Source organism: Variovorax davisae, assembly GCF_030316845.1.
Lineage (GTDB): Bacteria > Pseudomonadota > Gammaproteobacteria > Burkholderiales > Burkholderiaceae_C > Variovorax > Variovorax davisae.
Window position 1 is genome coordinate 468,721 of record NZ_JASZYS010000003.1, and the last position, 12,659, is coordinate 481,379.

The window sequence follows — 12,659 nt, forward strand, 5'->3', positions numbered from 1 at the left end:
GCGCTGGCTCGAAGCCCTGGTGTTCGGCCACCGGCGCACCTGGCTGGCGCTGTGGGCCCTCATCACCTTGATGGCCCTGGCCGCGACTTCGCGGCTCTACATCGACGGCAGCTTCGCGAAGCAGGTGCCCTTGGAGCATCCCTACATCCGGACGCTGTTCAAGCACGAGGCCTTCATCGCCGGGCCCAACCAGGTCACGATCGGGTTGCGCGCCAAGAACGGAACGATCTACTCGCCCGAATTCCTCGCCACGCTGCGCAAGGCGACGGACGACGTCTTCTTCCTGCCAGGCGTCAACCGCACGACGTTGCGCTCCCTGTGGACGCCCAATGTGCGCTACACCATCAGCGTCGAGGGCGGTCTCGAGGCCAATCCGGTGATTCCACCGGCCTACACGCCGACGTCGGTGGGGGTGGAGTTGGTGCGCCGCAACGTGCTGCGTGCCGACCTGATCGGCAGCCTGGTTTCGCGCGATGCCAGCGCCACATTGATCGTGGCCGAATTGCGAGACAAGGATCCGCAGACAGGCCTGCCGGTGGACTACGTCGATACCGCCCGCAGGCTGGAAGAGATTCGCGCGCGCTACGCGAAGGCCGACGTCGATGTCCACATCATCGGCTACGCGCCGTTGGTCGGGGCGATCGTCTCCGGCGGGCAGATGGTGCTGCTCTTCTTCGGCGTCAGCGTTCTCGTGACCCTCGCGCTGGTGCGCTGGTACGCGGGCGCGTGGAAACCCACGCTGATGCTGCTGCTGACCTCGGCATCGACGGTCATCTGGCAGCTCGGCCTCACGGGCTTGGTGGGGGGCGGGCTGAATCCGCTGTCGGCGATCGTCCCTTTCCTGATCTTCGCGATCTCTGTGAGCCACGGCATCCAGGTCGTCAGCATGCAGCTCGAGGGCTTGCGCGAAGGGCTCGAGGCCGTGCAGGCATCGCGCCGTGCCTTCCGCCAGCTCTGGGCACCGGGCATGTCGGCGCTCGCGGCCAACGTGGTCGGATTCGGCACGCTGTTGCTGATCCCGGTCGGCGTCATTCGCGATATCGCGCTCATGGCCATTCTGGGACTGGCAGCCGTCAGCATCTGCAAGCTCACGACGCTGCCGCTGTTGTTGACCTGGGTGCGCAGCGCACCCACGCGCCCCGATGCGTTGCGCGAAGGCAGCGCCGGTGGGGGCGGACGGCTGTGGCGCGCGCTGGCCAGGACCGCCAACCCGCGCGTTGCGGCGGGCGTGGTGGCCTTTGCCGTGCTGCTCGGCGCCGGCGCCTTTTTCGTTGCGCAGCATCGGATCGTCGGCGACACGCAGGAAGGTGCCTCCGAACTCCGCTCGGATTCCACCTACAACGCGGACGTGCGGGCGATCGTCTCAAGATTCGACCTTTCGTCCGACGTGCTGGTGGTCGTCGCCACGGGAAAGACCGACGCCTGCCTGGACTACGACACGATGCGTCATCTCGACCGCATGGCCGCGACCCTGAGCGCGACACCCGGGGTCCGATCGGTCGTGAGTCTTGCGTCGGCGGTGAAGGGGCTCAATGCGGCATGGGCCGAGGGCAATCCGAAGCACTATGCGCTGCAGCGTGGCGAGGGCCTTCTGGCGCTGTCGGTCGACTACGTGCCCGCCGGCACCGGCCTGCGCAGCCTCGACTGCAAGGTGATGCCGATCTACGTCTTCGCCAGCGACCACAAGGCCGAAACCATCACGCGGCTGATCGATACGGTGAAGACTTTCGCGCATGAGCATCCCGGGCCGCTGCAATTCGAACTCGCCGCCGGGCCATTGGGCGTGTCTGCGGCGGTCAACGAGACCGTGGTTTCTGCACAATGGTCCATGCTGCTGTGGGTCTTCCTGTCCGTCGCGGTGGTGAGCTGGCTTGGATTGCAGCGGTCGTGGCGCGCCACGGTCGTGGTGTTGCTTCCCCTGGTCCTCGTCACCGTGCTTGCCGATGCCTTGATGGTGGTGCTCGACATCGGCCTGAAGGTGGCCACCCTGCCCGTGGCGGCGCTGGGCGTCGGCATCGGCGTGGACTACGGCGTCTACATCTTCTCTCGCTTCCAGCAGGCGCGCAGCGAAGAGGGGCTGGCCTTCCTTCCGGCCTATCAGAAGGCCTTGAGCGAAACGGGGCGCGCGGTGATCTTCACGGGCGCGACACTCTCGATCAGCGTGGCGACCTGGGCTTTCTCCCCTCTACGCTACCAGGCGGATTTGGGCATCATGCTCACCGTGATGTTCGTCTTCAGCATGCTCGGTGCGATCGTCGTGAGCCCAGCGCTTGCGCGCTTTCTCTATTGGCGTGAGGCTGGCGCGAACCCCTCGTTCCGCGACGACGAAGGATCGTCCGTTGACAGTGCGTCGGCCGCCCGGGCGATGGAGCCGCTTTCGCGCACGGAGGCCCGCCATGCATGAGGAGGACGGCATGAGCACGCCCCAAACCCTGCTCGACCGGCTCGTGGCGGCCAGGCGGGAGCATCGACAGATCGATGATCTTTCCGCCGACGAGCTTCCGGCCTCGCTCGATGCCGCCTACGCTATCGCGGATCGGTTGGTCGCCGCCATGAGCTGGCGCGCCGCTGGCTACAAGGTCGGCGCGAATACGCAGCGCGCACAGCGAATGCTGGGCCTTGACGAACCCTTGTCTGGCCGGGTGCTCGCACACAGCCTCTGGTCCGGCCGCGCCACTTACCGGACCTTCGGCCAGCGCCCGGACATCGAAGCTGAACTGGTGCTGCGCCTGGCGCGCGCTCTTCCGGATCCCCAGGCGATGACCGACGCCGAACTGCGTGACGCCATCGACTGCGTGATGCTGGGCGCCGAGATCAATCAACCGAGCTATCGCGACGCGATCGCGCTCGGCGGCGCGGCGATCGTCGCGGACAACGGCGCGCACGCCGGCCTGCTGCTGGGCCGCCCGCGACCGGTCGCGCAGCTGGATTCATTGGTGGGGATATCGGCATCGCTCCATGCTGACGGGGTGCGGATCGCAAGCCGCTCGGCCGTCGACGCGGGTGTCGCGCCGCTCGCTGCCCTGCGCTGGCTCGCGAACGACCGGGCCCGTCGTGGATCGCCGTTGTGCGCGGGCGAAGTGGTCGCCACGGGTGCCATCGCCATGGGCGCGTCGTTCCAGGCGCGCCAGCGGATCGAGGTATCGCTCGATGAGGGCGTGGAACTGGTCATCGATCTTTCAAGTTGAACGAAACAAGAAGAGGTACACGACATGTTGTCAGAACGCATTGAAGGCAAGTGGATCGACGCCTTCGTCCACAGCTTCGCGCTGTGTCAGGTCAAGGCCGGCGACGCTGTGGCCATCTTGTCCGAGACGCAGTCCCGGCAGGTCAATGTCCACTTGGCCGAGCTCGCGCTGCTGCGCATCGGCGCGCGGCCGTTTCACGTGGTGCTGCCGACGCCCCCGCAGAACGCGCCAGTCCCGGTGCGGTCGACGGGCTCGTCGTTTGCGATCGGCGAGCTGACCCCCGTCATCCACGCGCTGAGCGCATGCAGCTTCGTCGCCGATCTGACGGTGGAAGGCCTGATGCACTCCAAGGAGTTTCCGGTGATCCGGCAGGCGGGGACCCGAGTGCTCTACATCAGCAATGAGCATCCCGAGGCGCTGGAACGGCTGGTCGCCGATGCGTCGATGAAGGGGCGAATCCGGGCGGGCCGAGAACTGTTGCTTGCCGCCAAGTCGATGCATGTGCGGTCCGACGCGGGTTCCGACCTGCGCATCGACATGCGCGACGCCATGGTCGGTGGCAACGTCGGGTTCTGCGACGAGCCCGGCCAGCTCGCGACCTGGCCGGGCGGAATCTGCAGTTGCTTCCCGGCGGCGGGCGCCGTCAACGGCGTTCTCGTGCTCGACGAGGGCGACATCAACCTGACCTTCAAGCGCTATCTGGAGCGACCGGTCACCCTGGTGATCGAGAACGACTTCGTCCAGGAAATCCGGGGCACCGGCCTCGATGCCGATCTGATGCGCAGCTATTTCGCGGCGTGGGGCGATCGCAATGCGTATGGCGTTTCGCACGTGGGCTGGGGCATGAACCCTGCGGCACGCTGGGAGTCCCTGGTCATGTATGACAAGGGCGACACCAACGGCACCGAGCAGCGCGCCTACGCCGGCAATTTCCTGTATTCGACCGGTGCCAATCCGCGTGCCGGACGCCACACGCTCGGCCACTTCGATCTGCCGGTACGCAACTGCGACATTCATGTCGACGACCAGTGTGTCGTTCGTCGCGGGGAGCTCCAAAGTGAATTGTTCTGAATTCGCGGCAGGGAAGTCGGCGGTGATCGAGCACGTCGGACCTGCGCCGCGCATTGCCATCGAGCGGCAGGGACACGGTCCGTTGGTGGTCTTCCTGCATGGCATCGGCGGCAACAGGGCAAATTGGCACGACCAACTGCGGGCCTTCGCTGGCGAGTTCACCGCCGTGGCCTGGGACGCGCGTGGCTATGGCGACAGCGACGACTATGAAGGCGCGTTGCGCTTCGAAGATTTCAGCGCCGATCTGCTGCGCGTCTTGGCGTATGTCGGCGCCCGCCGCGCCCATCTGGTCGGCCTCTCAATGGGCGGACGCATCGCGCTCGACTTCTACGGCCGTCATCCGGAACAGGTGGCGTCATTGGTACTGGCGGACACCAGCGTGGCGATGCCTTCCGGTCCGGATCGCGAAGCGCACGTCAGCGCGATCCTGGCCGATCGCCAGCGACCGCTGCTGGGTGGCAAGACGCTCGCCGAGATCGCTCCCGCGCTCGCGCGCGGACTCGCGAGCAGCCGCATCTCGCCCGAGCGCCTGGCGCTGCTGCAGCAGAGTGTCGCCGAGTTGCACAAGGACTCCTATCTGAAGACGCTCGAAGCCGTGACGCGGTACGAGGGCTTCCCGCCGCTCGGCAGCGTGCGTGCGCCTTGCCTTGTGGTGGTCGGGAGCGAGGACCGGATCGCGCCGGTGGACGTCGCGCGGCTCACCGCAGCCGCGATCCCAGGGGCCCAGCTGGAAATCATCGGCGATGCGGGGCATGTGAGCAATCTCGAGAAGCCCGAGGCCTTCAACGCGGTCGTGCTGAAGTTCCTTCGGGGTGTAGAAACGGGCGGGAGGTACGCATGAAGACCACACTCAACCGCAGCGTCCGATTGACGGCGTACTGCGCCGACGGGCCGCTGCCTTCGTCGTGCTTCGCGCTCGATGAAGCGCCGGTCGGCGAGATCGAGGACGGCCAGGTCCTGGTGGAGACCCACTACCTGTCGATGGACCCTTTCCCGCGGCTTCGCATGCGGGGTGACGATTCCATGGCGCCGCAGCTGCCGCTGGGTTCGGTGGTGATCGGACGCGGCGTGGGGCAGGTGGTGGCCTCCCGCGCGCCGGCTTTGCCGGTCGGCACGTACGTGGCCGGTGAACTCGGCTGGCAGGCGCTGGCTCGCGTCGATGGTCGCACGCTGCGCGCCGTCGATCCCACCTTGGCGCCCGTCTCCACGAGCCTGGGCTTGCTGGGGCCTTCGGGCCTGACGGCCTATTTCACCGTCATGCACCACGGAAAGCCGCGCGAAGGGGAAACGGTCGTGATCTCGGGCGCGGCGGGGTCCGTGGGCAGCGTGTCGTGCCAGCTGGCGAAGCAGGCGGGCGCGCGGGTCGTGGCCATTGTGGGGGGGCAGGACCAGGCGCACTACCTGCTGGACGAAATCCGTGCCGATGTGGTGGTCGACCACACGATCGCGACCCCATTGGCCGTGCAACTGGCGCGCGCCTGCCCGCAGGGAGTGGATGTCTTCCTGGACGGTGTCGGCGGTTCGTTGCACGAGGCGGTCATGGATCTGCTCAACGTGCATGCCCGTGCCGTCGTCTACGGCGTGATTGCCAGCTATGGCCGTGCGGATGCGGCGAGCGAGATGGTGCCGAGCCGCCTTTATCAGTTGATCCAGAAGCGCGTGCGGCTCAGCGGCTTTCTCATTGCCGACCACGCCGACGAGTTCGCGTCTGCGAGTGCCGAGCTGTCGCTTTGGCTTGCCCAGGGACGCGTGCGCTGTGCAGAGTCGATCACTGAGGGCCTCGAGAATGCGCCCGCCGCCTTTGCAGCCCTTTTTACCCCGGGACGCTTCGGCAAGCAGCTGGTACGCCTCGCGGCAGCCGCCCGATGAACCGAACATCCCGAACACACAAGGAGAACATGATGAAAGCAATGCAGATTCACGAATATGGCGACCCCGAGGTCTTGCGCGTCGTCGAGATCGCGCCACCTGTCCCCGGGCCCGGTCAGGTGTTGGTGCGCGTCCGGGCTGCGGGCGTCAACCCTTTCGACGCCAAGATTCGTTCCGGTTGGCTGCAGGCCTTCTTCCCGTTGTCCTTGCCTCAGACCATGGGTGGCGATTTCGCCGGCACCGTCGCCGCGCTGGGAGAGGGCGCCAAGGGCTTCGACGAAGGAGACCGGGTGTACGGAATGCTGTCGCCCATGCACGGAGGCACCTATGCTGAGTACTTGGTGCTGGATGCCAACCTGATGCGCCATGCACCGCGCACGCTATCGTTCGAAGAGGCGGCCGGCTTGCCGATGGCCGCGACTACTGCGTACATCGCGGTTGCGGAACTGGCCAACGTGCAGAGCGGCCAGCGTGTTCTTGTGCACGGCGGGGCAGGCGGAGTCGGCGCAGCGGCCATCCAGATCGCCAAGCAGCGCGGTGCCCACGTCGCGGCGACATGCAGTTCGGGGAAAGTCGAGCTGGTTCGATCGCTGGGGGCCGACCAAGTGATCGACTACACACAGACGGATTTTCGCGTGGATCTTCAGGAGCGCGTGGATGTCGTCATCGATCCGATTGGAGGTGAGACCAATCGCAGAAGCTTCGAGGTGTTGCGCAACGGAGGCGTGATGGCGGTTGTCCTGCGAAACGACGCCCAGGAGATGGCGAACCGCGCGGCGCTTTCGCAGCAACACGGTGTCACAGTCAAGGAGGTCGCTTTCGATCTGCGTCCGGATCTTCTCGACACCCTGCGCGAACTGGCCGATACGGGCGCACTGCGGCCCAATGTGCAGACCGTCTTGCAGCTCGACGATGCGGCCGAGGCGCATCGCCGGCTCTTGGCCGGCGGTGCGACGGGCAAGACCGTTCTGCGAATGGACTAGGCGATGGTGACTCGCATCCCACCGATGGTCGCCGCCGACCAAGGTCGTCGCGACTTCCTACGCGACGCGGGCCTTGGTCTGGTCGCCGTGCACGCTGGCGGGGCCCTGGCGTGGCTCAGCCCAGCCGAGGCGCACGCCGCGGGGGCGCCGCCCAAGGTGCTCAGCGCCAGCGAGGTGACCACGCTCGAAGCCCTTGGCGAAGTGCTGCTGCCGGGCGCGCGCGAGGCCGGCATTTCGCAGTTCGTGGATCATCACCTGGGTGTGGCCGCGGCCGACAGCCTGCTGATGCTGCGCTACATGGACTGGCCGGCGCCCTACGCGGGCTTCTACAAGGCAGGGCTTGCCGCGCTGAATGCCCTCAGCCTCGCCCAACATCGACGGCCATTTGCGTCGCTCGGTGCAGCGGAAGCGGAAGCGCTGGTGCGGGGGCTGGGCGCACCAAAGCCTCCATCAGGCTGGAGCGGCATCCCGGCATCGCTCTTCTACTTCGTTGTACGCAGCGACGCAGTCGATGTGGTCTATGGGACGATGAAGGGGTTCGAGCGCCTGAACATGCCTTACATGCCGCACATTCCGCCGGTGAAGCCATGGTAGGTCGCACCGCAATCGAACGTGAAGCCGACGTGGTCGTCATTGGCGCTGGCGCAGCGGGTTGCCTCTACGCCGATCGCATGTCGAAGGCGGGTCATCGGGTCGTCGTGCTCGAGAGCGGGCCCGCTTGGACCCTCGGCGATTTGGTCAGCTCTCAGATCTGGGCGCGACGGCTCAAGTGGTCCTCTCCCCTGGTCGAGCAGACGCCCGGGCAAGCCGCATTCAGCCAGAGCCATGCCACGGGTCGCGGGTTCGGTGGCGCGGCGATCCATCATTTCGGAACATGGCTGAGACTGAGGCGCGAGGACTTCCGGACGGCCTCGCTGTACGGCAAGGGCCTGGACTGGCCTATCGGCTACGACGACCTGCGACCGCACTACGACGCCATACAAGCCGAAATGGGCATTGCGGGCGACGCGGCGGCAGAGCCGTGGAGACCGCCGGGGGACCCTTATCCCATGCCGCCGCATCCTCTTTTTCGGCAAGCTGAGCTGCTCCGCAAGGGATTCGCGGCCGTCGGCCTGGCCACTTCCCCGCTCCCCCTGGCCATCAACTCGCGCGAGTACCGAGGCCGGCCCGGCTGTGTCTACGACGGCTGGTGCGAAGCGGGCTGCCCGACGGGCGCGCTGGCCAATCCCTTGGTGACGCACTTCAAGTCGGCGCAACAGGCCGGGGCGCGATTCCATGCCGGCGTGACCGTCACCCGCATCACTTGCGATCGGCGGGGGCGCGCGAACGGGGTGGAATACCGCGCCGACGGCGCCACGGGGCGCATCGACGCGCGCTTGGTGATCCTGACCGCCTCGGTGATCCAAACCCCGAGGTTGCTCCTGAATTCGGCCGACGACCGTTCGCGCAAAGGCCTGGCGAACAGCAGCGGCCTGGTCGGCGCCTACCTGACGGCCGACGCCGTCGCGCCCGTCTACGGCATCTTCGATGAGCCCACCCACCCGTACATGGGAATGAATGCGGGACAACTGCTCCATCGCGGTGGATTGGGCGGTGCAAAGCAAGATACGCCGTATGGCGCCTACCAATGGCAAATCGCACCTTCCATCAAGCCGAACGATCTGCTCGGCATCGCGAACACGCGTGCTGATCTGTTCGGCGCGAAGCTGGAAGCATTCATGCGTCGGGCGAGCGGCGGACTGGCGAGCATGGCGGGATTCGCAGGCGAGGTGCCGAGCGTGGAAAACCGGGTGACGGTCTCTTCCAGGGTGGCGAGCGACGGCATGCCTTCGGCCGCACTCAGTTACCGGGTTTCCGACGGGACGCGGCAGTTGTGGGAGCATTTGATCAGGCAAGGCGAGGGCGTCGTGCGCGCTGCGGGATCGCGCGAGGTGTGGCACGGGCCGCTCGCAGGAGGGCACCTGATCGGCGGCACCGTGATGGGCAAGGATCCCGCTCGTTCCGTCTGCGACAGCTATGGCCGCTGTCATGACGTGCCCAACGTGGTGCTTGGAGGCAGCGGGCTTTTCCCTGGCGGCAGCGGTACCAGCCCGACTTTTACCCTGTATGCGGTAGCGGATCGTTCGGCAGCCCACCTTGTGAGCCATGCTGGGGATTGGAAATGATGTGAGGCCGGCCGAAGCAGGTTCTGGCGATGCGAGACCTTGACCTCACAACACTCCGGCTGTTCGTCACGGTATGCGATTCGCGCAACATCGCCCGTGCGGCCGAGATCCACAACATCGTCGCGTCCGCGATCAGCAAGCGCTTGCTGCTCTTGGAAGAGACGGTGGGCAACAAGCTCCTTGAGCGCCACCGGCGCGGCATCCTACCCACGGGCGCCGGAGAGATCCTGCTCGAGCATGCGAGGGCCATGCTGGTCGGCGCCGATCGTGTGGCAAGGGACATGGCAACGTACCGCACGGGCATCAAGGGGCAGGTGAGGGTGCTCGCATCGGTGTCATCCATCGCCGAGTTCCTTCCGGACGACATCGCGCGCTTCCTGCAGATGCCGGAGCACCGCGGCATCCGCATCGACATCCAGGAAGCGATCGGCCGGGATGTGGTGCGGGGCGTCCGCGAGGGCGTTTCGCCGATCGGTGTGTGCTGGGACGCGGCCGATTTCGAGGGTCTTCAGACGCGCGCTTACCGACGGGACCATCTGGCGATCATTGCCCATCCGTCGCATCCGATCGCAGCTCTCGAGTGCTGCGCCTTCGAGCAGACGATGGAATTCGATCACGTCGGGTTACCCGCATCCAGAGCGGTGCATACCGTGCTGGCGCGCGCCGCCGCCATCATCGGCAAGCCGATCAACTACCGTGCCGTGGTCAGCACCTTCGATGCGTCGATGCGATGCGTTCGCGCCAACCTGGGCATTGCCGTGGTTCCACGCGAAGTGGCGGAGCCGGTGGCGGGCAGTCTCGGTATCAAAATACTGCCTTTATCAGATCCTTGGGCGCGCCGGGGTTTCGCGCTATGTTTCCAAGACGATAGGAATCTGTCGCCGGCAGCCATGTTGCTACTAGCGCATCTGGAAACGGGCGAACAGCAGGTGCGCCAAATCCGATTCGAGCGCAGCCACAAGGAGTCAAAGCCTTAGAAGGTCACCCGATGGGCGACCTACTGCTGCTCACGCGGCGGAGTGCGTGGCGGGCGCTATTTGCCGCGGCAGCCAATCGACAGACACGCCCGCCTGCGTCACTTTGCGAGTTCTGACACGGAAGAACGCCTTTTGTCCAGAACAGTTGAGTGCCATCGGTCGGCAACGCTTCAGCCGCAGGGGGACGTCAATGGAGCCTTGAGGCGGCCCTTGGGTGCTCGCTTCACCGGCGCCTGCACAACTTTGAAAACTCGACCGGTGTAAATCTGAAAACGGCGCCCGCAAGTTGTTGATTTTCTTAGGTTTGAAAGTGCGACAACTTTGGAGGAACTCAGAGTTCGTTCAAAGTTAGGCCCGAATTCCATCAAATTTGGGGCCTAACTTTGACAATGGCGCGCGTAAGTTGTTGATTCCATGAGGAATCGGTCTCGCAGCGTAGAAGGGTAGGGCGGCCGTTACGAGCGCAAGGATCTGTCGAATGCGGCGGGCTTTCGGGCTCGTATCCGAAGCGGCCGAAAGGGCCCGCGGTCGATGTCCGTTGCAGGCGCCTGGGTCCAGGCCCCGCTTCTTGCTTTTGTTTGACTATTTCTGGCGGCCAAGTGGCTTGTCGAAGCACTCGTCCACTGCTTCCTTGGCAATCCGCTCTACCCGCCGCGCGTCTGCTCCTAGCGAGCGAAGCACCAGCACGCACAAGCCGTTTGCCAACTCCCGAACGGCGCTGTATTCATGATGAATTTCCATCATTCGTGTGGTACCGACATCGCAAATGCCAAGCACCGCAGCGACAGCGGCGTCAAGGCTCGGAACTTTGAACTGGCCTGCGGAGATACCCTCGTTGAGGCTTCGCACCAGCATAGCGTTGCGCGGTGAACCAGGATCTGCGAACCCGGGCCGCACGTCGATGAGCACGCGCGCGTTGGAGACATCGCGGTAGCCATACAGGATGGTGGTGGCCACGCCGCGAGCGATGGTCGTCGGCGCATCGGGACTGCCAAGAGCGGCTTCCAGGATCTTCTCCTGCAGATCTGCCTGAACCGCAGCCTTCGTCGTGTCGATGAGTTCCTCAAGGCTGTTGAAGTGGTTATAGAACGTTCCCCGAGCAACATCCGCCTCGCGGACGACGTCGTCGATGGTGAAGCCCATCGCCGACCCCTTGGACAGCAGCCGTTTCGTCGCCTGAGTCAGCGCGCCGCGAGCGCGCGAGCGGCGCTTAGGTTCAAGAACCTCCTCCAATCTTTCCATGTCATTCCCGTAGTGTTGATCGCCTCGTGCATTTTGCACTTGGATGTCGCATATCGAACAGGAACACACGTCCTGTCGCGCAACCGCAATAATGACGAAATCGTCTAAAGTTGACGAGTAGGTATAAACCAGAATGCGTTTGTGCAAACATGCACGATAGAGTCACGGCATGCCTCCCAGGAACCAGTCCGTGAACACACATTCCCCAAAGACCCTTCCCCTGACTGCGCTATGCGCGCGTCGCGAGTCGTCCCAAGGCCAAGTGGCCGCTTCGAGCGCGGAGGCCGCATGAAACTTGTCAGCTACGCATATCGCGGCCGCGTGTCGATCGGCAAACTTGTCGGCGCGCAAGTAATCGATCTCCCTTCGTCGGATCGGCAACTGCCTGCAACCATGCTCGAGCTGTTGCAAGGGGGGGCGGCGTTGATGGATCGGGCTCGCGCGGTGGCCTCTGAAACCGCTGTGACGGTTCCGCTTGCCGATGTGCGCCTGCTGGCGCCAGTGCCGAACCCGTCAAAGTTCTTGGCGATCGGCATGAACTACGCGAAGCACGTCAAGGAATCGATCGATCTCGGCTTCAAGATGCCGGAGGCCCAGGTGTGGTTCAACAAGCAGGTGAGTTGCATCAACGGACCCTTCGATCCGGTGCATATACCGTTCGTTTCGGAACAGCTCGACTACGAGGTCGAGTTGTGCGTCGTGATCGGCAAGCGATGCCGCCACGTCAAAGCCGAAGACGCGCGGTCTGTCATCGCCGGGTACATGGTGACAAACGACTTCACAGTGCGCGATTGGCAGCTTCGCTCGCCAACCATGACGATAGGCAAGTCATTCAACACCACGGGCCCCATCGGCCCCTGGCTGGTCACCGACGACGAAATCGCCGACCCGCACGCACTGCCCATGCGCCTCATCGTCAACGGCGAAGTGCGCCAGCAGGACACCACCGGCAGCATGGTCGCCAACGCGTTCCAGCAGATCGAGCACTTGTCCGCTGCGTTCACGCTGGAACCCGGCGACCTGATCGCCACCGGCACGCCGTCCGGCGTCGCCATCGCCATGAAGCCTCCTGTCTGGCTGAAGGTGGGCGACGTCGTGCGCGCGGAGATCGATCAGCTCGGGTTCATCGAAAACCGCATCGTCGCCGAGCCGACCTGAACACCG

11 protein-coding genes are annotated in these 12,659 nt (G+C 65.0%); 10 read left to right on the plus strand and 1 reads right to left on the minus strand.

Annotated features, from left to right (window positions below):
* Positions 1-70 precede the first annotated feature (70 nt).
* From QTI33_RS09690 to QTI33_RS09730, 9 genes are read left to right on the plus strand one after another with little or no spacing between them, the layout of a single operon-like run.
* Positions 71-2,404: an efflux RND transporter permease subunit gene (locus tag QTI33_RS09690; protein WP_286505762.1), complete on the plus strand. Its 2,334-nt coding sequence runs from the start codon at positions 71-73 to the stop codon at positions 2,402-2,404.
* Positions 2,397-3,188, plus strand: coding sequence for a 2-keto-4-pentenoate hydratase (locus QTI33_RS09695; protein WP_286505582.1), 792 nt, complete (start codon positions 2,397-2,399; stop codon positions 3,186-3,188). Before QTI33_RS09690 ends, QTI33_RS09695 begins: the two co-directional genes overlap by 8 nt.
* A gap of 24 nt (positions 3,189-3,212) precedes the next feature.
* Positions 3,213-4,259, plus strand: coding sequence for a 2,5-dihydroxypyridine 5,6-dioxygenase NicX family protein (locus QTI33_RS09700; RefSeq protein WP_286505583.1), 1,047 nt, complete (start codon positions 3,213-3,215; stop codon positions 4,257-4,259).
* Entirely contained in the window at positions 4,204-5,100 is an 897-nt protein-coding gene (locus QTI33_RS09705) for an alpha/beta fold hydrolase (protein WP_286505584.1), read from the plus strand. The genes QTI33_RS09700 and QTI33_RS09705 overlap by 56 nt, the downstream gene beginning before the upstream one ends.
* Positions 5,097-6,128 carry an NADP-dependent oxidoreductase gene (locus QTI33_RS09710; RefSeq protein WP_286505585.1) on the plus strand — a complete coding sequence of 344 codons (1,032 nt, stop codon included), beginning with the start codon at positions 5,097-5,099 and terminating at the stop codon, positions 6,126-6,128. Before QTI33_RS09705 ends, QTI33_RS09710 begins: the two co-directional genes overlap by 4 nt.
* Before the next feature lie 32 nt (positions 6,129-6,160).
* Positions 6,161-7,111 (plus strand): NADP-dependent oxidoreductase, encoded by a 951-nt coding sequence (locus tag QTI33_RS09715; RefSeq protein WP_286505586.1) that lies wholly within the window; start codon positions 6,161-6,163, stop codon positions 7,109-7,111.
* 3 nt (positions 7,112-7,114) lie between these two features.
* Positions 7,115-7,705, plus strand: a complete 591-nt coding sequence (locus QTI33_RS09720) for a gluconate 2-dehydrogenase subunit 3 family protein (RefSeq protein WP_286505587.1) — start codon at positions 7,115-7,117, stop codon at positions 7,703-7,705.
* Positions 7,699-9,276, plus strand: a complete 1,578-nt coding sequence (locus tag QTI33_RS09725) for a GMC oxidoreductase (protein ID WP_286505588.1) — start codon at positions 7,699-7,701, stop codon at positions 9,274-9,276. Before QTI33_RS09720 ends, QTI33_RS09725 begins: the two co-directional genes overlap by 7 nt.
* A gap of 29 nt (positions 9,277-9,305) precedes the next feature.
* Positions 9,306-10,253, plus strand: coding sequence for a LysR family transcriptional regulator (locus tag QTI33_RS09730; RefSeq protein ID WP_286505589.1), 948 nt, complete (start codon positions 9,306-9,308; stop codon positions 10,251-10,253).
* Positions 10,254-10,835: 582 nt separating this feature from the next.
* Here the strand turns inward: QTI33_RS09730 and QTI33_RS09735 are convergent.
* Positions 10,836-11,495 carry a TetR/AcrR family transcriptional regulator gene (locus QTI33_RS09735; protein WP_286505591.1) on the minus strand — a complete coding sequence of 220 codons (660 nt, stop codon included), beginning with the start codon at positions 11,493-11,495 and terminating at the stop codon, positions 10,836-10,838.
* Positions 11,496-11,783: 288 nt separating this feature from the next.
* Here QTI33_RS09735 and QTI33_RS09740 point away from each other — a divergent pair, with 288 nt between their 5' ends.
* Positions 11,784-12,653, plus strand: coding sequence for a fumarylacetoacetate hydrolase family protein (locus QTI33_RS09740; RefSeq protein WP_286505592.1), 870 nt, complete (start codon positions 11,784-11,786; stop codon positions 12,651-12,653).
* The last annotated feature ends 6 nt before the right edge of the window (positions 12,654-12,659 follow it).